Annotated in this window: 20 protein-coding genes; 18 read left to right on the forward strand and 2 right to left on the reverse strand. The window is 48.8% G+C overall.

Annotated elements, in window-relative coordinates; all coding sequences use genetic code 11:
* The first annotated feature begins 2 nt into the window (after positions 1–2).
* The 11 genes from gspF to ACJJIJ_RS07380 all read left to right on the forward strand — a co-directional run bounded on the left by gspF (position 3) and on the right by ACJJIJ_RS07380 (position 9,639).
* Positions 3–1,220 carry a type II secretion system inner membrane protein GspF gene (gene gspF, locus ACJJIJ_RS07330; RefSeq protein ID WP_252085843.1) on the forward strand — a complete coding sequence of 406 codons (1,218 nt, stop codon included), beginning with the start codon at positions 3–5 and terminating at the stop codon, positions 1,218–1,220.
* Positions 1,221–1,486: 266 nt separating this feature from the next.
* The gene (gene gspG, locus ACJJIJ_RS07335; RefSeq protein WP_252085844.1) at positions 1,487–1,915 is read left to right on the forward strand and encodes a type II secretion system major pseudopilin GspG; all 429 of its coding nucleotides are present in this window, start codon (positions 1,487–1,489) and stop codon (positions 1,913–1,915) included.
* Between the two features lie 20 nt (positions 1,916–1,935).
* Positions 1,936–2,523 carry a prepilin-type N-terminal cleavage/methylation domain-containing protein gene (locus ACJJIJ_RS07340; RefSeq protein WP_444939109.1) on the forward strand — a complete coding sequence of 196 codons (588 nt, stop codon included), beginning with the start codon at positions 1,936–1,938 and terminating at the stop codon, positions 2,521–2,523.
* Positions 2,513–2,896 carry a type II secretion system minor pseudopilin GspI gene (gene gspI, locus ACJJIJ_RS07345; protein ID WP_252085846.1) on the forward strand — a complete coding sequence of 128 codons (384 nt, stop codon included), beginning with the start codon at positions 2,513–2,515 and terminating at the stop codon, positions 2,894–2,896. Before ACJJIJ_RS07340 ends, gspI begins: the two co-directional genes overlap by 11 nt.
* 5 nt (positions 2,897–2,901) lie before the next feature.
* On the forward strand, positions 2,902–3,693 hold the full coding sequence (gene gspJ, locus ACJJIJ_RS07350) for a type II secretion system minor pseudopilin GspJ (RefSeq protein ID WP_444939110.1): 792 nt from the start codon (positions 2,902–2,904) through the stop codon (positions 3,691–3,693).
* On the forward strand, positions 3,680–4,675 hold the full coding sequence (gspK, locus tag ACJJIJ_RS07355) for a type II secretion system minor pseudopilin GspK (RefSeq protein WP_444939111.1): 996 nt from the start codon (positions 3,680–3,682) through the stop codon (positions 4,673–4,675). Before gspJ ends, gspK begins: the two co-directional genes overlap by 14 nt.
* Before the next feature lie 33 nt (positions 4,676–4,708).
* Positions 4,709–6,043: a type II secretion system protein GspL gene (gene gspL, locus ACJJIJ_RS07360; RefSeq protein WP_444939112.1), complete on the forward strand. Its 1,335-nt coding sequence runs from the start codon at positions 4,709–4,711 to the stop codon at positions 6,041–6,043.
* A gap of 43 nt (positions 6,044–6,086) precedes the next feature.
* Complete coding sequence (locus ACJJIJ_RS07365) at positions 6,087–6,572, forward strand: type II secretion system protein M (RefSeq protein WP_444939113.1); 486 nt, start codon at positions 6,087–6,089, stop codon at positions 6,570–6,572.
* A gap of 225 nt (positions 6,573–6,797) precedes the next feature.
* A complete protein-coding gene (locus tag ACJJIJ_RS07370) occupies positions 6,798–7,070 on the forward strand; it encodes an acetyltransferase (RefSeq protein WP_252085851.1) in 273 nt (90 codons plus the stop codon).
* Positions 7,071–7,179: 109 nt separating this feature from the next.
* Positions 7,180–7,383, forward strand: a complete 204-nt coding sequence (locus ACJJIJ_RS07375; RefSeq protein ID WP_252085852.1) for a DUF2788 domain-containing protein — start codon at positions 7,180–7,182, stop codon at positions 7,381–7,383.
* A 45-nt stretch (positions 7,384–7,428) separates the two neighbouring features.
* Complete coding sequence (locus ACJJIJ_RS07380; protein WP_252085853.1) at positions 7,429–9,639, forward strand: response regulator; 2,211 nt, start codon at positions 7,429–7,431, stop codon at positions 9,637–9,639.
* Positions 9,640–9,710: 71 nt separating this feature from the next.
* Here ACJJIJ_RS07380 and ACJJIJ_RS07385 read toward each other — a convergent pair whose 3' ends face one another.
* Complete coding sequence (locus tag ACJJIJ_RS07385; protein WP_444939114.1) at positions 9,711–12,839, reverse strand: TonB-dependent receptor; 3,129 nt, start codon at positions 12,837–12,839, stop codon at positions 9,711–9,713.
* 237 nt (positions 12,840–13,076) lie between these two features.
* Here ACJJIJ_RS07385 and ACJJIJ_RS07390 point away from each other — a divergent pair, with 237 nt between their 5' ends.
* A complete protein-coding gene (locus tag ACJJIJ_RS07390; protein ID WP_444939115.1) occupies positions 13,077–13,901 on the forward strand; it encodes a S1/P1 nuclease in 825 nt (274 codons plus the stop codon).
* 258 nt (positions 13,902–14,159) lie between these two features.
* On the opposite strand, the gene ACJJIJ_RS07395 is transcribed toward ACJJIJ_RS07390, so the two are convergent.
* Positions 14,160–15,632, reverse strand: a complete 1,473-nt coding sequence (locus ACJJIJ_RS07395; protein WP_444939116.1) for an endonuclease/exonuclease/phosphatase family protein — start codon at positions 15,630–15,632, stop codon at positions 14,160–14,162.
* 491 nt (positions 15,633–16,123) lie between these two features.
* On the opposite strand from ACJJIJ_RS07395, the gene ACJJIJ_RS07400 reads away from it, so the two are divergent.
* From ACJJIJ_RS07400 to ACJJIJ_RS07425, 6 genes are all read left to right on the forward strand, one after another.
* On the forward strand, positions 16,124–16,513 hold the full coding sequence (locus tag ACJJIJ_RS07400; protein ID WP_444939117.1) for a c-type cytochrome: 390 nt from the start codon (positions 16,124–16,126) through the stop codon (positions 16,511–16,513).
* Positions 16,514–16,519: 6 nt separating this feature from the next.
* A complete protein-coding gene (locus ACJJIJ_RS07405; protein WP_444939118.1) occupies positions 16,520–17,911 on the forward strand; it encodes an FAD-linked oxidoreductase, L-gulonolactone oxidase family in 1,392 nt (463 codons plus the stop codon).
* Between the two features lie 49 nt (positions 17,912–17,960).
* Positions 17,961–19,250 (forward strand): DSD1 family PLP-dependent enzyme, encoded by a 1,290-nt coding sequence (locus tag ACJJIJ_RS07410; RefSeq protein ID WP_444939119.1) that lies wholly within the window; start codon positions 17,961–17,963, stop codon positions 19,248–19,250.
* Positions 19,251–19,345: 95 nt separating this feature from the next.
* The gene (locus ACJJIJ_RS07415; protein WP_252085860.1) at positions 19,346–19,771 is read left to right on the forward strand and encodes a hypothetical protein; all 426 of its coding nucleotides are present in this window, start codon (positions 19,346–19,348) and stop codon (positions 19,769–19,771) included.
* A 130-nt stretch (positions 19,772–19,901) separates the two neighbouring features.
* Positions 19,902–20,558, forward strand: a complete 657-nt coding sequence (locus tag ACJJIJ_RS07420) for a DUF6962 family protein (protein WP_444939120.1) — start codon at positions 19,902–19,904, stop codon at positions 20,556–20,558.
* 193 nt (positions 20,559–20,751) lie between these two features.
* The gene (locus ACJJIJ_RS07425) at positions 20,752–21,342 is read left to right on the forward strand and encodes a cytochrome b (RefSeq protein ID WP_444939121.1); all 591 of its coding nucleotides are present in this window, start codon (positions 20,752–20,754) and stop codon (positions 21,340–21,342) included.
* The last annotated feature ends 127 nt before the right edge of the window (positions 21,343–21,469 follow it).

Below are 21,469 nucleotides of genomic sequence, written 5' to 3' on the forward strand. Positions count from 1 at the left end.
TCGTGGCAGCGTTTGAGTACACAGCCCTCGCGGCATCCGGTCGAAAAAGCAAGGGAACCCTAGAGGCCGATAGTGCCCGTTCGGCGCGGCAGCAATTGCGTGCTAAAGGCATGGTGCCTCTGGATGTTACCCCTGCCGCCGAGCAATCTGAGAAGAGTGCTGGCGGTTTTATGTCCGGAAGTCCCGGGCTCAGCATTAAAAATCTGGCCCTGCTTACCCGCCAAATTGCCACTTTGTTGCGCGCCGGTATTCCGTTGGAGGAGACCCTAGGGGCAATTGCCAACCAGACTCGCAACCAGAAAATCCGGCGGGTAGTGCTGGCGGTGCGCGGAAAGATTTTGGAGGGCCACAGTTTTGCCCAGGCCCTTGGGTGTTTCCCCAAGGCTTTCCCCAAGCTCTACCGGGCTACCGTGGAGGCCGGTGAGCACTCCGGACACTTGGATGCGGTGCTGGAACGTTTGGGAGATTACACCGAGGGGCAGCAGCAGTTTCGTCAGAAAGTGCAATTGGCACTTATTTACCCCATGGTATTGGTCTTTATCTGTGTCCTCGTGGTTACTGGCCTGATGGTTTATGTGGTGCCGGATGTCATTGAGGTCTTCACCGGCACTGGACAAATTTTGCCGCTGCCCACTCGGATACTGGTCTCAATGAGTGACTTTATTGCCGCCTGGGGCTGGCTGGTGCCTCCAGCGCTAGGGGCCATTATTGCGGGTGTGGTCATTATGCTGCGCCGCCCGGCGATCAAATATAAGTTTCACCATCGCCTATTGGACCTGCCGGTAATTGGTTGGATGGTTCGCGGTGCGCAGAGTGCCCGTTATGTGGGAACCTTGGCGATCCTTACCGGTAGTAGTGTCCCACTGGTGCAGGCAATGGGTATTGCTCGCGGGGTAATGACCAATGAGTTCTTAAAGGATCGTCTGGAAACTGCACAGAAGACGGTACGTGAGGGCGGTAGTTTGCACCGAGCCATGGAAGATATTGGGTATTTCCCGCCAATGATGATCTACATGATCGCCAGTGGTGAGTCTTCTGGCACCCTGGACGAAATGCTGCAGAGGGCTGCGGAGTCCCAGGAGCAAGACCTTCAGGGGGCGGTGACTGCTTTTGTGAGCTTGTTCGAACCGCTGATGTTGCTTGTTATGGCCGCTATCGTACTATTTATCGTGATGGCCATCATGATGCCAATTATGAGCATGAACGAACTGGCTATGTAGAGTTCAAAGTAGTGAAGTCCACAGATTCAGGATGCAGGTTATTTAGGAGGGGAAGATGAAATCCTTACTAAACAGCCGTGGCTTTACCCTACGCGAGGCCTCAAGGGTACTTATTGGACTCGGCTTAGTAGGGGTGCTCGGCTTCTTACTGCTTTGAGAGTGTAGATAGATCTCTTTTTACAAAAACTGAATATTTTTAAATTGGGGCCACGATTCCCTTCGTGGCCCTGGGGGTTCCCAGCTTTCAGCTGAACTTGGAGAAAAAAATGCGAAACCTACGCAGAAGTGGTGGCTTCACCTTGATTGAAGTCATGGTGGTGATTGTGATCCTCGGTGTTCTCGGCGCCATGGTGGTTCCCAGTGTTTTGGGCAAAACTGGTGAAGCCCGTATGAAGGCCGCTCGCGTTGACCTTCGTGCTATCGAGACTGCCCTCGACATGTACCGCATGGACAACTTTGTTTACCCAAGTTCTGACCAGGGTCTGGAAGCTCTAGTTTCCCGTCCCTCCGGTTTTCCCGAAGCTAAAAACTGGACTGAACCTTACTTAAAGAAAGCGCCCAAGGACCCTTGGGGTAATCACTACCAGTACATCAGCCCCGGCAGTGCCGGCGCATTCGATTTGTTCTCCCTGGGTGCAGATGGTAAGCCTGGTGGAGAGGGTGAAGCCGCCGATATTTTTGCCGCTGACCTGTAACTCGGTTCAATCAGCAATCGATGTATAGGCGATCAGCCCGCAGTAGGCTCAAGCGTAATCAGGGTTTCACGCTGGTCGAGATTCTGGTGGTGATTGTTATCATCGCCAGCTTGGCTGGCATGGCCATGATGTCCCTGGGCAGTTCCGGGGTTCGTGTCTGGGAAGGGGAGACTCAACGTCTCTCCGCCTTGTTGCAGCTTGTCGCGGACCGTGCCCTGATTGATAAAGCCCATTACGGCATAGTGTTTGAACCCGAGTCTTATACGGTAGTGCGATTTGATCCCACTTCAATGACTTGGCAGGCTCCCGATGTGGCTGCTGCCGGTCGGCGCAGCCAGCGATTTGCGGCTCATGAGCTTCCCGCTATCGTTCGTTTGGAGGTGCTTGAAGAGGCGGAACTGCCTTCCACCCAATCCACAGAGTTTGCTGAAGAGCAGAGCGATGAGGAAAAGATCAAGCCGCAGTTTGTCGCTTTATCGAGTGGTGAAGTTCTCCCGATCAAACTAGCCGTTTTTCTGGTCGAGGATGGTGACTTCTCTCGTGGCGCGACAATTTCTTATAGTAGCCTCTATGGCTTGCAGCTAGAGTGGCAAGCCGATGACCTTTAAGCGCAATTCCCTGGCCCGACAGGGCGGTTTTACCCTGGTTGAGGTTTTGATCGCCCTGGTCATCTTTGGGGTTATTGCCGCCAGCGTATTGCGTACTATGCAGAGCAGCGTGCAGCGCCAAAGAGTTATGGAGGAGCGGCTCGCAGCTAACTGGGTCGCTCAACAGGTACTCTCGCAAATTAGAGTACAAACTCCCTGGCCTCCGATTGGTGAGAAAAAAGAGGAAATGTCCTTTGCGGAGAGAGACTGGGAAGTGACCGCAAAGGTAGAGGCAACCAGCGAAGAGCGCCTTCGCCATATCGTGATTCAAGTGGGTTACCCCGATGCCGAAAACCCAACTTTGACACTGGATGCCTGGGCGGCGCAGGAGTAGCTTCTATGCAGATTTCTCCAATAAAGGGCCAGTCAGGCTTTACTCTGGTTGAAGTGCTCGTCGTACTGGTGCTGGTGGCGATTATCAGTGTTGGTTCGTTTTCCCTTCTAGAAGTTTTCCATAATTCCGACAGTGTTGTTGAGCGTCGTGCAGAAGAGTTGCGCCGTTTTTCCATGGCTCTCTATCGTCTGGAGGAGGACCTGCGCCAGGTAACAGCGCGACCGATTAAAAATGCCTATACGGGCTATGAACCCGCTTTGCGCGGTGATCAGGACGAATTCGAATTTACCCGCCTTGGGGCGGCAAACCTTATTGGTGAGCCTCGGGGTGAACTTCAGCGCCTGGGGTATAGTATCGGCTACCCAGAAGACGATGAGAGAAGCAGCTCCTTTACTGAAGAGGAAGATCCTGGGGCTTTGTTATTGCGCAGTCGCTGGCAAGTTTTAGACCGAGGCCCTGATTCCGAGCCAATTGTTGAACCTCTGCTCGCCGGTGTGGAGAGCCTGACTTTACAATATTTTGACCCTAGCTCAGATGCCTGGGTTGCCCAATGGCCGCCAGCCGGTACTACAGCATCTACTACCAGTGCAGATAGCCGCCTGCCAAAGGCTATCGAGTTCGTGTTAATGACTCGTCATTACGGTGAAATACGCCGCGTCTTCTCCTTCTCAACTGTAGAGTTCAGTCCTCCTGGAGCTAATTCCGGCAACGGTGGTAATGGAGGGGGGAACAACTCAAACGACGGCAATTCAGGTGGGGATAATTCCGGCGGAGGTGGTAACGATGAGCGGCTCTAAGTCGATAAAGACTTTTCGCCGCCAGCGGGGCGTGGCTTTAATTACCGTTTTACTTGTAATGGTGATTGCAATTGCCCTGGTCTCGCACGCCATTACCCGCGATCAGATTTCCATCACCCGAAGCGGTGCTCTTTTGGCCAATTCGCAATTAGCCGAGTTTGTCGCTGGGGCTGAGGCCTGGAGTAGGGTGGCGCTTCTCAAGGATTATGAAGAGGATAAAGACGCTGCCCAACCTGCCGATCACGCTCTTGAGGCCTGGGCAGCACCGGCGTTGCAGTTCAATCCTGATAACGGAAAAATACGCATAAATATCAAAGACTTAAACTCTTGCTTTAATGTAAATAATCTTGTCGATAGCGGTAACGGCACCGATCAGTTTGATATTTTTCGCCGACTGGTGAGCAATGTCACAGGAAAATCAGACTTAGCCGGGACTATTGCCGACTGGATGGATGACAACGACACACCGCGTTCTTCAGCAACCGAGGACGATGGCTATCTCGGTAGGGATCTTGCCCATCGCACCCCAGATACCTTAATCAGTGATATATCGGAACTGTCTTCTGTACAGGGTATGGAGCCGGAAGACTGGCAGAAGCTGGCTCCATTCCTGTGTGCGCTGCCGGAGACTGGAAGCAAGATCAATATCAATCTGGCTTCTCAGGAGCTTTTGGAAGCGGTGGACCCCTCCGCGAGTGTGAGTAAGTTGCTGCTGTTTCGAGAGTCTGGCGGCATCCTTAGCCAGTCGGGGGATCTGTCCTCTCATGGCTTCAACAACACCAACCAGTTTGTGTTTCATAGCCAGCACTTTCTGGCGCGTATTGCTGTCCAACTGGGAGATAGTGAAGACTACCGCCAGTATTGGGAGACGTCTCTATGGCTCGATGAGGCCGGGGACGGTGAAGTCAAAGTTGTACAGCGCCAGCGGCGCACTTTTTCTGGTGCAATGATGCAGGAATTACTCGACTACAAGGCACCGTAGCGAGTCTAGATAGTAGATAGCCAATAAGATTGTATGTTTAAAAAGAAAAGCGTAAATGAAATCGGCATGCCTGCAGTGCCACCCAAGCCAGCTTTGGTCTTGCTGCGGCTCTCTGAAACTGGCGCCGGTGGGCTCACCTTACATCAGTGGGAGAATGGCTCTTGGTGTGAAGCTGCTCTGGATGATGAATTCCTTTCAGCCTTCAATCCAGAGTTTGAGGCATCGGCTGTACCCGACATCCACCCAGCGTTGAACTTGCCAGAGGGCAGCAAGGCGCTGCTACTTCTGCCTGGTAACTGGGTTTGGAGTGGCGTTGAATCTATCCCCAAGGCAGCTAGACGTCAGACCAACGCTATTGGCTATATGGTCGAAGAGCAGCTTGCGGAGGATGTAGAAGATCTGCATTTTGTCTGTGCGCCTCGCAATGGTGATATCTGTAGTATTTACGCGATTTCCAAAGACAAGATGGAAATTTTGCACAGTCAGGTGGAGCGACTCGGCTGGCCTTTGGCTGCGGCATTACCAGAATATTTACTATTGGATCTACTCGATATTGACCTTTCCCTTTGGTTGGATGGAGAGCAGGCTCATTTTTGGCAGTCGACAGGGCAGGGATTGTCGATCCGCCGTGAATACCTCCAGCCTCTGTTAGGCTCCCTTCTTGGCGCAGATAATACTTCTGAAGAAGGTGCTGATGAGGAGGAAGGGGAAGAGGGCAAAGAACTCCTGTTACTGGGTGGCGGTGAAGAGGACGGTCTTGTTGTTGCCGAGCTGGAATCACTTTTTGCCGATCGCCTACAAGTCAATCAGCGCCCACCTGAAGAAGTTTTTCTTGAGCGTTATAAGCCCGGCAAACTTAGTAATTTGCTCAGTGGCGATTATCAACTAGCCAGCGGTAAAACTGAGTCGGTATGGTGGCTAAAGCCGGCCAAAGTAGCCGCTTTCTGTTTTGCCGCACAACTTCTGTTTTTTGTCGGTGCTGGGGCCTACTACCACTGGCAGGCTGAGCAGGCAGAAGAGCAGGCTAGAGCCATGTTCACAGAGATGTTCCCCAATGTACGTCCCTCGGCCCAGATGCGTAGGCAGCTAAATGGCTTCTTAAAAAATGCGGGGAATCAGGGCGGCGCCTTTACCACCCATATGCAGCAGCTCAGTAAAGTGTGGACTCAACAGCGAGGTAAAGAGTTGCAACTTCAATCACTTCGCTTTGATGGCCAGCGCGGTGAAATGGTATTGCAGCTTAAAGCACAGAACCTCTCAGATTTGGACACTTTTGTCAGCAAGCTGTCTGGCAATGGTTTGCGTGCAGATTTACTTGGTGCCAATGAGTTGAAGAAGGGCGTATCCGGGCGGGTGCGTGTGCGCTAGAGGCGCAAGGTATAAGGCGAAAGAATTCGGTATTTAAAGCAGAATGAAAGAACAAATCGAGCAGTGGAAACAGAAGTGGCAGGCGATGTCACCCAGTGATCAACGCGCCTTGAGCATCCTTAGTCTTTTTGCCGGGGCGCTTTTTATTGTCTATGGCCTTTACAGTCCGGCCAAAGGTTTTTTCGATGAGTCTCGCGCGCGAGCAGAGGAGTCACAGGAGCTGGTTCAGTGGATGGAGTCCCAGCGACCCGTGCTCTCCCGTGTTAAACCCAATAATGGGGGCGGCAAAGCTTCCGGCACTTTGTTGCAGCGGGTAACTAATGCGGCCAAGCAAAACAGGGTCACGATTAAACGATTTGAGCCCGAAGGGGAAAATCGTATTCGTCTATGGGTTGAGGAGGTGCGCTATCAGGATCTTCAGCCATGGCTAAACCAGCTGATGAAAGAACAATTGGGTGTTCGCACCATCAACCTTGATGCCTTGCCGGAGCAGGGTATGGTTTCCGCTCGCCTGACTATTGAGGGCTAAAGGAGCCCTATCATTTTCTATAGAATTTGGAGAAGTCCGGATAAGATTAGGCTTCTCCTTATCAATCCATATGTGTTCTGCAGATCACAAGCTCTTTACAATTATGTGCTCCTCCTTGCCCTGTAGCTGCATTTCTTTTTTACATCTTTTCAATAAACCCTAATTTAGCCAGAATTGTCGCCAAAAGCCCTATACTGAAGATGGGAAGTGGAAAAAGGTGCCACTATGCTTTTTAAAGATGTAACCACCAAGCATTTGGTTGAGGTGGCAGATGTTGTCACACTCTCGAATCCCTATGAGCTCACGGTAGTTGGCCGCTATCTGTGGGGGGAAGAGGTACAAGACCCAGAAGTTTTCGATAAAACAGACTTGTGTTTTCTGTCTGGTGAGCCACTACCAAGATGTTGGCACGATAGCCGCTATCGTGAGAAGGAAGTGCGTCGTTTGCGCTGTGGAACCCACGCGCAGGAAGATGGTGACTATTATCAGGGTGCTTGAACTGCCAGTCATGTTAATGGGTGAGCTGACCGACTGTATTCGGCCAAGTCTTACCTGTAGCTGTTAAGCGCTGTACAATGCGCGCCAATTTTTACAAGCGAAGATTTGCATGACTTTTGAGCAGTTTGAAGAGTATTCCCTGTGGTTGGGAATTGGCGCACTAATCTTATTCATGGTGTTTATCGTCTGGAACCTGGCCAAGGATTCTAAAGCGGGTAGGTTTGGCACCTTTATCCTGTTTCTGGCACTCGGTCTTGGACTGCTCGGCTTTATTATAAAAACAGTACTGGTTGAAGTACTTGGGATAGGCTAGGGACCTCTATGTCACCGGATACCCAATGCTCCAGGGAAGGTCGCTATGACATTATTTGATCGCCCTGAACTCAAGGTGCAGAAGGATCGGCGTATTTGCCGTGCCACCGATATGCGTATCGCCAAATATAGCCGGCGAGGCATGGTGCTCTCATTCTGTGCATTTTTGATCGCGGCCACCATCGGTGATATGCGTCTGGAAGCTCCGCGCTTATTGCTGATTCTAGGGGCCGGGTTAGTGGTTCTCACGCTGATCCGCGGTTACTACGTTTTTCGTTTTGGTCATTTGTATAGTTCGGGACCCAATCGCTGGCGTAATCATTACTTTTTTGTATCGATTCTTGGCTCTATCTGGTGGGGCCTGACTTTATTCTATTTTGTTTACTATATGGGGTTTGCCCCAGAGACCCACTTCCTGTGGATCTATACCGTTATCTTTTGCTCTAGTGTAACTACGGTATTCTCACCCTATCATCGCTTTCTCACCTGGTTTACGGTGACTTCCCTGCTGCCAGCTGCGCTCATGGCACTCTTTTCCGGCATGATCCTTGGCACCATTTACGGCACCCTGACACTGGCCTTTATCTGGCTGACTGCACACCAGGGGCGGCGAGAGTCGGAGAATTATTGGGAACGCCTGTCGGCTATGCAGGAGTTGCAGCAGCGTGCGAGCAGCCTGGCCGCAGCACGAAAGCACTCTGAAGCGGCCGTTGAATTGACGAATGAATTTATCGTTAATATTGGTCAGGAATTCCGCAGCCAGCTTTCTGATGCCTTGGGGGCCTTGTCTCTTTTGGAGGCAGAACCGCTAAGCGAGCGTCAAAAAGAGTGGGTGGGGCTGGCCAAAAATGCCAGCAGCCAACAGCTTAAGCTAGTGGACAATGTGGGGCTCTTTACCCGCGTTGCTCGCAAAGATATCCGTATGCGCCAGGGGCCGTTTAACCTGGTCAAAACCATTGAAAAGTCCTTCAAGTTCGCTGCGCGAGCAGCCCATAGCCAGTCTTTGGAATTTAACTTTCAGATTGATGACAGCCTGCCGGTGATGGTCACTGGCGATAATCGCAAAACAGCTCAGTTGATTCGTAATCTGGTGGATTCGGCTACGGGTATTGCCCAACGGGGAGAGCTTTGGGGCGAAGTGAGTTTTACCCCGATCACCTCTGTAGAAGGACAGTTGAATATTACTCTGAAAGATGATGGCCGCGGTGAAATCCTGCCCGATGAGAGCGAGCTGTTTGGTGCTTTTTCCAGAATGGATACCAATCAGGTAACTACAGGTTTAGGGCTGTCTATCGCCAAGGGTCTGGCGGAAGCTATGGGGGGGTATCTACAACTGCACTCCAATCAAGACGGTAACCGCTACCAGGTCGTAGTCAAATTTACTATTGAACCTAATCAGCGTACCTACTTAACCCCGGACCGCCGTTTGCAAGATAGTGAGGTTTTACTGATACACCAAAAAGGCCTGTTTATTTCCGGCTTGATGCAGATGCTGCGCTCCTTTGGTATGGACGTAAAGTCCCAGCGCTGGTGTGAAGGTTGCGAGTGTGAAGTACAGCAGCTCCTTCAGCAGGCTTTGGAGCGAGGGCAACTGATCATGTTGGTGCCCGCCATGGGCGATGAGATACTCTTCGAATCAGTTACACCATTCTTTGAAAAGACTCATGCTGAGGACCGTGATTGCCCATTGATATGCCTGGGCGGCTTTGGTCAAAAGTCCTCTTTTGCGGAATTGCAAAGACTCGTACCTTCAGCTCTCTACCTGGGACGACCGGTAACCCGTAAGGAGTTACACGATACTCTGGTGGAGAGAATCTTTGGCGGCGCCAAGCGAACTACTCGGCGTGTAGTAAAAGGTGGTGCCGACCAGCCGCGGCAATATTCCCTGCTGTTGGTGGAGGACTCCCGTCCACATCAGTGGGTAACGGAAGAGATGTTGCAGGCACTCGGTTACCAGGTGGATATCGCCAGCAATGGAGAGGAGGCCTTGCTGCGTTTATCAGAGGGGCATTACGACCTGGCCCTGGTAGATTGTCAGCAAAATACCGATCACAGTGCCGAGATAATCGAGATACTGCGCCGATGGGAAACAGAGCACAGGCCTGATGATCGATTACCAATCGTTGCTTTAACCAGTACCACGGAAGAACAATTCGAAGGGCGTTGTTTAGCGGCAGGAATGGACGATTATCTAACCAAGCCCCTGAGCAAGGATCTGTTACGGGAAACCTTGGCCCGTTGGTTAGGTAGCGCCTAGAGTTGCTGAACTAGGATTATTTAATAATTGGATAATAGAAAGCCGCGGCAATTGCCGCGGCTTTCTTATGGTTAGAATTCGTAGCGAACGCCTATACGAGCGCTCCAATAAGATGGTTCAGCAACCCGTGTCTGGCCTGATGGCTCTAAGAATTTATTGAATACGTAGCGGCCTTGATCATCGATATCAGCCTCTACAGCGGCCTGATAGCGCGGGAAGTCTCCTTCATACATCACGCCCCAATCATCGTTAATCAAGTTCCCCAGATTTTCTACGATAAAGTAGGCGTTGATCCTGTCATCCGCGCGCCAACCGGGTAATTCCTGGTCAATACGTAGGTCGAACTTGGTCCACCAATCACTATGGATTTCATTTCGCTCCATAATCTGACCGCGATCAAGATCTTCAGAATCAACAAAAGCGAAAAAGGCTTCGGTATCGAAGTCTTCAGCAAATACTACATTTGCGTCATCGCTACCGGTTGGTATGTACAGTAGGCTGCGGCCGGAGCCTACATCGCCAAATAAGCCGCCGCCAAAGGTATAGCTATAGGGTAGCCCTTCATTTGCACTGCCAAACAAGGTAAAGCGCGTTTCATAGCCTGCAAAAAACTCGTGAGCGTAGTCCATTTTGAGAGTGAAGCGGTGGGGTACCACATAGTTGGAGGTAGCGGCCCCCGGATTCTCAGCATCGATAGTTGCAATTTTGGTGTAGTTAGACCAAGCCACAGAACTGGTCATTGGATTCACATCCTCGGCTTCTGTGTAGGCATAGCCCAAGGCTACATTGAGACCAAAGTCGAAGGATTTGCTTAGCCCCAGGGATAGAACGCTGGAAAAACCGGAATCTCCTTTTACGTTAGTGAGCATAAAGTCTCCGCTTCGACCATTGGCGCTTTCATAAATTGGGCGCCCATCCACAGCAGTATCCACTTGTTGCAGGGATATATCGCGGACAATGGCTGCATCTTTATAGTCGCTATAGAGGTAGTCAGCAGAAAGCAAATAGCCGGATTCAAACTCGTAACTAGCGCCGATGGCATACTTCCAAACTGAAGGGATTTCGAAATCCGGGTCCATTAGATTGACGCCACCGGATCTTCCTTCTCCATTGGCAACCTGGTCATATAGATTTTGCGGTATGTCATAGATGGGGCGGCCACTGCCAGTCCAGTCCATATCGAAGAGCGGGGTTCCGCTACTATCAGTGGTTTCTATCTGCAATACCCCGTTGTTGGAATAATTGTTGGAAATCCAAACGTTGGGATTGCCACCAGAATATAGGCCCAGGCCACCGTGTAGCTCCAGGCTGTCATTGACATTCCAGTTGAGACCGAGACGTGGCTGTAAAAGGTCTATGCCATCCATATTATGCTGGTTACTGAAACCGTACGTTTCTGTGATATCCAGATTCTTCACCGGCCTATCGCCGCTGCTGTAGCGGTCATAGCGCAAGCCTGCTACGACCGTGAGATCAACTTCGGCAAAAGTGTATTCATCCTGCAGGTAGAAAGTATTGATGTCATAAGCAAACTCTGCTGCAGCATCCAAGGGATTATTGGTGAAGGCAGCATTTTCATAGATAATTTTGCTGGCAACGCCGTTTTCAAAATCTTCGATGCTAGCAAACCGGTACTCCCCCTGTGCTTCCTGAATAAACAGGTTAAATACATCGAAACTTTCATGTTCGTAGCCGGCGGTGAGATTGTGCTCACCCAGCAATAAGCGCCCGGCGAGTTTAATGCTCAAATTATCGTAACTCAGCTTATTGGCATGGCGGGAGTCATCAGATCCCAAGTAAACCGTTGCGCTCTTTAGGCCTTCTTCGTCCTTACTGGTGACCTGGACTTCACCAAATTCAGTACCACCGAGAGAGAGTTGCCAGTTATCCAACTCTGAATAACCGATCTTCATTTCAGTAGAAAAGATATCGCTCCAATCGGAAAACAGCTGAACAATATAAGAATTTAGTTCGGCACCGCGCTCATAATAATGATTGGATAGCTCTAGCTCATTGTAGTCGTCGTCGGATTCGGCAATAGAGTAGCCATCATTGTAGTTATAGGTAAGAGAGGCTCGATGATTATCGCTGATATTCCAGTCTAGCTTGATCAGCAATTTCTCATCTTCTTCCGGCAGGCTTGAGGGGAGTCCGCCAGGGTTATAATCGTACTCATCATTCGCGATGCGCATGATTTCCTGCAGCTGCTCCTGAGATACGCCCTCAACCTCAGAGGGAGAATTACTGCCTGTTGGTCCCCGGTCAAAAGTAGCGACACCTTTTAGCTTTTCGTAAGCGGTGAAGAAAAAGAGTTTGTCCTGGATAATGGCTCCACCTAAGGTAGCGTTGTAGCGCTTTTCATCAAAACTGGCTACAGGGAAGTCTTCACCCTCAAGAGAGTCTCCACGGAAACCATCATCGGTATAGTCATAAAAGAATGAACCATGCCACTCATTGCTGCCGGATTTGGTCACTGCATTGATGTTACAGGCGCTGAATCCGCCGTACTGCACATCGAATGGAGCCAGCTCTACAGCAACTTGCTCGATTGCATCGTATGAGAAGGGCATGCGCTCTGTTGGATAGCCATTGCTATTCAAGCCAAAGTTGTCATTCATGCGCACCCCGTCAACAGTAAGGCTGTTGAAGCGCGGGTTGGCGCCAGTACATTGAATAGAGTCATAGCTGGCTTCGTCGATGTAAACTCGTGGGTCCAGACGTAGCAAGTCCTTGATATCGCGGTTTACTGCGGGTGCACTGGCTAGGTCATCGCTATTGAAGTGAGATGCCGGGCCTACCGCTAGTCGGGAAGTAGTGATAGCTTGGCCAAGCACGCTGACTTCCTCAAGGTTACTTGTGTCGAGGGATACCATCAGGGGCAGGGTATCGCCTACTGAGAGATAAATATCTTCAAAGGTACGATCCCCCTGTTCGGTTTCAATTGTGACGATATAAGGGCCACCCACACGCAAACCACTGAGATTAAACTGTCCTGATTCTCCTACCTCGGCCACTCGCCGACTATTGGATGGCGTGTGCACTACAGTAATTTTTGCATCGCTGATGGCTTCGCCTGCGCTACCAGTAATAGAGCCGCGAATGGCTGCGGCAGTTTCCTGAGCGTAAGAGACTTGTGTTGAACCAATCGCGGAGATAATCGCGGCGGATAAGTACATGCGCCGAAAGATAGAAGGTTTCATAACTAAATCCTGGTCTTTAAGTGGGCCAACAGCGTGGCTTTGAGAGAACTGGTTGTAATCGGCTCGCGAGACTCATCCCCAGGTCTCGGCCAGAGTGCTTTTTAGCGGGTGAAATTGAAGGGCTGGTTAACGATTTGTTGCAATTTTGTAACAGGTTCGTGAGATGGCATTGATGCATACCAATTTGTCACAAATGTTTATTAAGCTTGCCGCAAATTTCTGCAGTGGATGATTGAGATGATTAACCTAAAAAAAATAATTTGTATAAATATTCTATTGGTTGGGCTGCTCAGCACCTTAAAAGCCCATGCTTGGGGAGATGATGGCCATAGAGTGGTTGGAGAAATCGCTTGGTATTATTTGGCACCTAATGTAGCCGCAGAAGTTGAATTGTTACTTGATGAGGTTGGGGAACCACATCTGGCAGAGTCAGCCACCTGGGCGGATCGTATTCGTTCCAACGAGCAATATAATTGGGCAGCGCCCATGCACTATATCAATCTATCCCGCGACTGGAACCGCTATGACGCGGAGAGGGATTGCCCTCCAACAGGGTGTATTGTCAAAGCCATTCAGCAGTTTGAAGAAGTTCTTGCAGATCGCACCCGGTCAGGGACAGAGCGTGCCGAAGCCTTAATGTTTATTGCGCACTTTGTAGGGGATCTTCATCAGCCGCTGCACACAGGTCTTTATTCGGATCGTGGTGGCAACGATGTATTCGTGCACTTTTATGGAGAGGAGACCAATTTACACGCTCTTTGGGATATCCATCTTGTCTCAAGAGTGGTTACCGATTGGCAGGGTTATGCAAAAGAACAGACAGAAAAAATCGGGGCAGTTCAGAGCCAGCTTTGGCAGTCTACAGATGCAACAGACTGGGCAAAGGAGTCCCATCAGTTGGCTCATAAACTGGCATATACCAATGAAACTCAATTAGGGGAAAAGTACTTCTTGCGCTGCAGGGATTCCTTAGAAATGCGTCTACAGCAAGGTGGTGTGCGCTTAGCCGCCGTACTTAACAAAGTTTTGGGTGGAAGATCATTGAAGGTGGTCGATCGATAATTAATCTAGTGGTTTTATTGTGGTGTTAGCCTCCATGAGATAAGGGAAACTAGCATCCATCGCTCATTGCGTGAAGGAGTATTTCCTAAATACCGGCTTAAGGATGGTAGATTCTGAATAATGCAATTCGAGCTCTTTTGACAATTAAAGTGCCCGTCCAAGCCCGAATTGCTTCTAAAAACTGGACATTAGTTTAGAGCTACTTCTCCTTGAGCATGTGAGCGCAAAAGCAACTGTTCGGAAGTATTTGAAGACATGCTATCTCCCAAGCTCAACCTGGAAGAACTCCCAGGCTAACTGATTATCTGAAGCGGACAGGTTACGATTTGCGTCCGCCATCACATATTTTCCGTGGGCTGTTTTCAAAGTGATTTTGTCATTTTGATTCAAGCAGGCCCATCCGTTGGAATGGTTGTAAAGGACAAATTTCTCCCAGCCTAAAAGCACACTGGCTCTTACATCGACATTATGGTTGTTATGTGGAGTGGCACGTAAGTAATGACCGTTATGGGCGCGCAGTGAAACTGTGTCACCACTCTGAATACAGCGGTGATCCACCCACTGCTGGGTGTTCCCTTTTTGCTCCAGCGCAAGAGTAAAAGTCTCCCATTCTGCAGCCGCAGCAGGCATATTTTTTGCCTCATCGTTACCACCGTAGACAGCCTGAATGCGTGTGTTGTGGTGGGTATTAAGCAGGGAAGCTGTATGTGCCCTCGCATAAGTGGATGAATAGGCGGCAGCGTGATTGGTCCAACTTAATGTTGCCGTAATGGGGTTGTGATCACTGATGCTCTGGTGGACTTCATCATACCGGTTGGTAGAGAAGCTAATTTGCGAGTTGCCGCGAAAAGCAATATGGTCAACACCCTTACAGGGGCCCTTTACATCGTTAATATTCGTATTACCTGCGGCATAACTTACCTGGCTACAGGACCAGGTTAAGCCCAACTCGGAAGCCCAGCGCCCCAACTCCGACTGATTAGGTCCTGGCTGCCAGCCGCCGTTGTCAATCCATGCATTAAAGTCACCCATTACAATCACTGGATATCCGGCCGAATTTTGTTGAATAAAATGTTTGAGCTGGTTGAACTGGCCTGTTTTCTCCTGGCCGTTACTGGTGTCCATGTGAGTATTGTAAAAGTGTACTTTTAGGTCCTTGGCTAGCTGAACTTCAGTGAAGGTGAAGCCTTTTTCCGTCTCACAATCGGGACTTGAGCCGTTTGCGATAAAGTCTGAGTAGGTACCCTTACAGCTTGAATACTCAACATGCAGCTGCCTTCCATTAATAGGGTGTTTGCTGATAGTGCTTAAACCATCGCCAAAACTGAAGACCCCGCCCTGGAAATGATCACTTCGATAAGGATATTCTGTTTGGCTAAGGGGAGACATCACCGCGTAATTTCTGACCCAGTTTTCCTGGAGTCCGACAATATCGTAGGCCTGCCCGGCAATATAGGTGGATGAAAATAGAGATGCCTGGCTATCAGAAATACCCTGTAAACCTTCAGGAAAGCCCTTTATGTTGGCTGCCATTACTCTAATTTGGCCACTTTGCCCAGCCAAGCTTCCCGGCCTGCTATAGGCTTGATTGCCCACAGTGCCGGTAAAACCTACTTGAGTGCTGGAACTAACCAGAATATCCCATATTTCTGACAAAGTTATTGCTGAAGCAGAAGCGCTTAGGCCCAGGCTTCCTACGATAAGAGCTGATCTTAATAGTTTGTTTTTCATTTTATTGTTATCCGTTATTTAAATTGTCCGATTTTATTTTTCTATCAATGGTGTATCTCGGATATCGGTCTATTGGTTGTGCGTGATAAGGGGAACGATTTTTAATTAATTATGAGGCCTCCCTAATTGACAAATATTACTAGCAATATTTAAGCGATTTTATTTGGCGCCTACCGGACGGATAAAAGACTTCAGTAATAGATACTAATTGTCATTTCATCAATAAGTAAGATAGAAAGAGCTTTAACGGGCTATGGCCAAAATAAAAGGTTGGGCAAGCGTACTAGAAAGCAATTGCCGGAATAATAAAGGATTGGTGATATGAGTGGATACAGGATTAGTAAATTTTAAAATCAATAATAGACTGAGCAGTTCCGCTTGTTGTCTTAGCTGCCAGCCTGATTAACAATGGTTGCAGTTTAAGTACACAACGCCCACCTCAGGCTCCAGAGCCTGGGAAATATTAACAATAATGTAGTAGGTGTACATACATGGAACTGGTAGGACCTCACCGGAGCCTTAGGCTCTTCTGCGCCCCCCTTATTGTGGCTTTACTGACGAGTGGTTGCTCGGAATCCAGCGACAGTAGCCCTAAAAACCGCTTGGCCTTAGCCCAACAAGCGCTGACTTTGGCGCCCGCTGATCCAGAAATTGCTGAAATCTATCAGCGAACCTGTCGCAGCTGTCACAGCACTGGGGTCAGCGCTGCGCCACTCACTGGGGACATTGCCGGCTGGGAACCGCGTCTCGACAAGGGAATGGATGTATTGGTTGAAAACGCAATTAATGGTTTCCAGGGGATGCCGCCACTGGGTCTTTGTTTCGAGTGCTCACCGGAGCAGTTTGAACAGTTAATTGTCTTTATGGCCTCTGCGGAGTAAGGGATTATGCAGCAGTCACGTCGCCGCTTTATTACAACTATTGCCGCTGGTTCTACAGCTATCGCTGCTACTTCAATCTCCTCTATGGCACGCACCTTGGTACAGGCGAGTGACCCAGTAAAGCGTAAGGGTATCCGCTGGCGCAACTGGTCTGGTTCGCAAGACTGCCTGCCCAGTGAACGTCTGGCACCAAAGACAATCGCCGAACTGCAGCAACGTGTAGCTGATGCTAGAGGTACTGTTAGAGCTGTGGGGGCTGGGCACTCCTTCACGGCCTTGGTGCCCACCGATGACACCATTCTCTCGCTCGGGCGCATTAGCGGTGTGGCCGATCATAGTAGCGAAACCACCCAGGCTACGATTTACGCGGGTACACGTATAGCCGATCTTGGCCAGCCGCTTGAAGATATTGGTCAAGCCTTGATTAATCAGCCGGATATTGATGAGCAAACTCTCGGCGGATGCCTGGCCACTGCCACTCATGGCACTGGGGCCGGTTTAGGTTGTATGTCCAGCTATGTAACGGGATTGGAGCTGGTTACGGCAGATGGCAGCACTCTGTGGTGCGATACAGAGCAAAACCCAGAGACTTTCATAGCAGCCAAAGTTTCCCTGGGTAGCCTGGGGTTAGTGACCAAGGTGCGTATGCAGAACCAGTCCAGTTACAAACTCCGGCGAGAATCCTGGGTGGCTCCCATGGGGGAGGTGCTTGAGCAGGCGGAGACACTTGCGGAGTCAAATCGCAATTTCGAGTTTTACTATATTCCTTTCTCCGGAATGTGTATGGCTGATACGCACCAGCTAACGGATGAAGAGATCTTTACTACCGCGCGTGAAGATACTAACGAAGCTGTAATGACCCTTAAAACTGTTCGAGACTGGCTTGGCTGGTCGCCCAGATTACGGCAATACGCCTTACAGTCTGCAATGGAGGATATTGAAAAGGAGGTGGTTGTGGAGTCCTCTTGGCGAAACTACGCCAGTGAGCGAAATGTTCGCTTCAATGAGATGGAATACCACCTTCCCAGGGAAGCCGGACTGGCCGCTTTTGAGGAGCTACGCCGTACAATCGAAGAGAACAATCTTAATGTGTTCTTTCCTATCGAAGTGCGCTTTGTAAAGGGGGATGATATTTGGTTGAGCCCCTTCTACCAGCAGGATTCCGTATCTATTGCGGTACACCGTTACTTTGAGGAGGATTACCAGCCCCTTTTTAAGGCACTGGAACCCATTATGCGCAAGCATGGTGGCAGACCGCACTGGGGGAAACTTAATACCTTGCACCGGCAGGACCTGGCTGGTTTATACCCCCGCTGGCAGGATTTTCTTGAGGTAAGACGTGAGCTTGACCCTAAAGGAAAATTTTTAAACCCGTACCTAAAAAAACTAATTGGTTGATAGGGCCCTTATTCATCTCAGGGCTGAAGAGAGACTAGGGGAGCGAACTGTGCAGAAAACGCGGAGAAAATTTTTACTGGGCGGAGCGGCATTGGGGGTTGCGGCCGCATTTCCTTTGTTAAGGCCTAAAGCTTTGGGGCAGGGGGGGCACACTAACTATTTTCAAAGTCTCTCTAAGGCTCTGGATTCCGCAGGTTTCTCTGGTCCCACAATGGTAGTGGATTTAAACCGCCTGAGAGCCAATGCGACTGTACTTTCTGGGCATCTAAATGGGCACTTTGACTATCGAATTGTTGCCAAATCGTTACCAGCTCTGGGGTTACTGGAGGCGGTTGCCAAACAGACTGGTACGCAGCGGTATATGGTTTTCCATCTACCTTTTTTGCAACAGTTGGCCCAGTCACAACCACAGGCAGATATTTTGCTGGGTAAGCCTCTTCCGATTGCTGCGGCCAAGAGCTTTTATAGCCGCCCAACAACCAATGGATTTGACCCTAGAACACAACTTCAGTGGCTGATTGATAGCCCTCGGCGGCTACAACAGTATGCGGCACTAGCCGGTAGCCTTGAGCAAAGGTTACAAATCAATATCGAGTTGGATGTGGGGTTGCACCGCGGTGGAGTCAGCGATGCTCGGGACCTTACTGAAATGCTCAATATTATTAAGACAGAACCACTGCTTACTCTGTCGGGATTTATGGGCTATGACGCCCATGCGGCTAAGATGCCAGGTATTTTAGGTGGCCCAGAGAAAGCCATTGATCGCGGTTTGGAGATTTATACTCAGAGGCTTGAGCAAGCTAAACAATTGTTGGGTGACCAGTATCCTAAAAGGTTGACGTTGAATGGCGCCGGCAGCCCGACTTACCAGCTTTATAAATCACGCTCAGATAGTGCACCCTGTAATGAGCTGGCGGCAGGTTCCTGTCTTGTTAAACCTACAGATTTTGATATCCCCACCCTCAGTGATCACAAGGCGGCTGCATTTATCGCCAGCCCAGTATTGAAGAAGTTACCGCAGACTCAAATTCCTGGTTTGGAGAAACTAACGGCTACGATGCGCTGGTTAAACCCAAATCGCGAGCAGACATTCTTTATCTCTGGGGGGTATTGGAAGGCGCTGCCCGAATCTCCAGAAGGTCTTTCGATCAATCCTATTTATGGACGCTCTACAAATCAGGAAATGCTCAATGCTTCCAATCAGGTTGTCCTACAAGAGGATGACTGGGTTTTCCTGCGACCAACACAAAGTGAGTCTGTATTTCTTCAGTTTGGGGATATAGCTGTGTATGACAAAGGGGAGATCGTGGAGCGCTGGCCTGTATTAAGTAACTCCTGAAAAAACATCTTTACATGGTTCTAAATAGATGACGCTGTACTGTATATAGCCGTATGTAATCACAAGTAATTATTATAATAAATTTGGAGAGTAACGTGATCTTTGAGCTGGTTTTAGTGCTAAATACTATTTGGTTTTTAATGGGTTTCAATGTTTTCTCCTTGCGGGGAAAGATTTTTGCCAAGCTGGTTGTTCCTAGAGAGCATAGGGATACCCCTGTCTTTGGAATACTGGCTGAGTCAGGTAAATTTCTAGGCGGGTTTAATTTTTCATTGGCGCTAATGAGTATTCTTTTATTGGTTAATCACGCCTCCTTTTCCGGGGATATTCAAAGATCTATATTGCTTTTTGTTTTTTCTGTTACACATGGTTCTCAGTTTATTTATAACTTGCCAGTCGCGCTAAAGAACCGAAAAGGGGGTGGGCCTTGGAAAGTGAAAGGTGTGATGAAGTTTATATTTATTATGGATTTTATCATGATGATGATTAATTTAACCCTGGCGCTTTGGTATTGGTTGTAATGAGGCTGGTCGTTCGGTGTCGGCTAGTGTTGCCATTGCTGTTATGGGTGGCTTTTACGGTTTAATAGGTGATGCGATATTGAGTGGTATTTTCCATATAAATATACTGCGTTGAAGGGATGTGAAATAGGTGCTTAAGTTAACAGATGTACCTACTGAACAAGTTTCGGCAATAACAGACTTGGTATTGGCTGTATTGGCGTTGTTTATATTTCTTTATTTTATTAGGTCGGAATTCAAGTCTAGCTGGAAGAGAAATTGCTGGATTTGTTTCTTTGGGGTGATGTTTGTCGTTGGCCTATTGGGTTCGGTAATTCATGGTTTTCAGATTGCCGGACCTGAAAGAATATTCATGTGGCATGTTTTATTTTTTTTTCTCGGTCTTTTTCTGGTGTCGTTTACACTTGCTATTATTGGTGATCTTGCCGGTGAGCGAATATCAAGAAAGTTATTGCCCTACATATTTTTAATTGGCCTGATATTTTATTTCATTGCAGTATCTAGAATTGATGGTTTCATAGTCTTTGTGGGTTATCAAGCGTTAGTGATGATTCCTGTTGTTATTGGTTATACATGGGTGGGGGTTAGGGGGCGTTTACCCGGGGCTTGGTATATGGTTGTCGGCGGGCTTATTTCTCTCCTGGCTGTGGTATTACAAGTCAGAACGGCTCTGGAGTTTACGTTTGTTTGGACGTTTAATCACAATAGTCTTTATCATATGGTTCAAACAATAGGCGTGTTGTTCTTTTTTGCAGGAATAAGAAAGTCATTGCAGGCATCAATATGATTTTTTACGTAATTTAATTCTTTAGGTTTTTCTGAATCGAAACCCTCTACTCAAAGTGCTGTGATCTATAGGGGGCTGAGAAAAGGCGCCCACACCCCCCTAAGTATTCATGATTGAAGCTTTATAATAAGGCCCCTGGTCAGCTTTAGGTTTATAGTGTTTTAGGCTGCAAAATTTATAAAGAAGGCATTCTATGGGCGCCCGAAATACTATCTATGAATATGGGGCAGTAGCTAAGTGGCTTCATTGGATAATAGCATTCTTAATTCTAGGATCTTACGTCAGTGTCTATTACCTCCAATGGTTTACTGAAGAGGATACCCCAGCAAACTGGATTGCCTTACAGCTGCACTTGTCTATTGGCATAACGATTGGTGCTTTTGTACTGTTACGGATATTTTGGCGTTTGACTAATCCCACTCCGAAATTGGAACCTGGCTCCAGGCTAGAGCACTTTGCCGCGCATACAGGCCATTTTCTATTATATTTAGTCATGATACTTGCACCATTAACCGGATACCTAGGAACTGGGGTGAATACTGAGTACTTTTTCCTGTTTGAAATCCCTCAGTTTGCTGACACTTCCCTTTTTGCCCACCTTGTTCAGAATAAAATGGGCTTGACCTTCAAACAGTTTGAGGAACCTATCGATTTCATTCATAAGGAAGTGCTGGGTGAATGGCTTATCTGGTTACTTATTTTGGGACACTTCTTGGCAGCCCTTTATCATCACTTTATAAAGAAAGACCGTACACTGATTAGGATGACTACGGGTAATCAGTGAAACAAGTACTCTTATAAAGTCATTTACCTTGCCCGTGATTTAAATGGCTCTACTATGTGTTCGTTGGTCGATAACCATAAAGCCAGAGTGCTCTGTTTGACCCTTGATAATGTTGCCGAGACCAGGA

The organism is Microbulbifer mixtoriginis (SeqCode), assembly GCF_052467945.1.

Coding starts and splice junctions, on each gene's coding strand:
- gspI (WP_252085846.1), top strand. CDS start 2,513: ATGACCTTTAAGCGCAATTCCCTGGCCCGACAGGGCGGTTTTACCCTG.
- gspG (WP_252085844.1), top strand. CDS start 1,487: ATGCGAAACCTACGCAGAAGTGGTGGCTTCACCTTGATTGAAGTCATG.
- gspL (WP_444939112.1), top strand. CDS start 4,709: ATGTTTAAAAAGAAAAGCGTAAATGAAATCGGCATGCCTGCAGTGCCA.
- ACJJIJ_RS07365 (WP_444939113.1), top strand. CDS start 6,087: ATGAAAGAACAAATCGAGCAGTGGAAACAGAAGTGGCAGGCGATGTCA.
- ACJJIJ_RS07425 (WP_444939121.1), top strand. CDS start 20,752: ATGGGCGCCCGAAATACTATCTATGAATATGGGGCAGTAGCTAAGTGG.
- ACJJIJ_RS07370 (WP_252085851.1), top strand. CDS start 6,798: ATGCTTTTTAAAGATGTAACCACCAAGCATTTGGTTGAGGTGGCAGAT.
- ACJJIJ_RS07390 (WP_444939115.1), top strand. CDS start 13,077: ATGATTAACCTAAAAAAAATAATTTGTATAAATATTCTATTGGTTGGG.
- ACJJIJ_RS07405 (WP_444939118.1), top strand. CDS start 16,520: ATGCAGCAGTCACGTCGCCGCTTTATTACAACTATTGCCGCTGGTTCT.
- ACJJIJ_RS07340 (WP_444939109.1), top strand. CDS start 1,936: ATGTATAGGCGATCAGCCCGCAGTAGGCTCAAGCGTAATCAGGGTTTC.
- ACJJIJ_RS07400 (WP_444939117.1), top strand. CDS start 16,124: ATGGAACTGGTAGGACCTCACCGGAGCCTTAGGCTCTTCTGCGCCCCC.
- ACJJIJ_RS07385 (WP_444939114.1), bottom strand. CDS start 12,839: ATGAAACCTTCTATCTTTCGGCGCATGTACTTATCCGCCGCGATTATC.
- ACJJIJ_RS07380 (WP_252085853.1), top strand. CDS start 7,429: ATGACATTATTTGATCGCCCTGAACTCAAGGTGCAGAAGGATCGGCGT.
- ACJJIJ_RS07395 (WP_444939116.1), bottom strand. CDS start 15,632: ATGAAAAACAAACTATTAAGATCAGCTCTTATCGTAGGAAGCCTGGGC.
- gspJ (WP_444939110.1), top strand. CDS start 2,902: ATGCAGATTTCTCCAATAAAGGGCCAGTCAGGCTTTACTCTGGTTGAA.
- ACJJIJ_RS07375 (WP_252085852.1), top strand. CDS start 7,180: ATGACTTTTGAGCAGTTTGAAGAGTATTCCCTGTGGTTGGGAATTGGC.
- gspK (WP_444939111.1), top strand. CDS start 3,680: ATGAGCGGCTCTAAGTCGATAAAGACTTTTCGCCGCCAGCGGGGCGTG.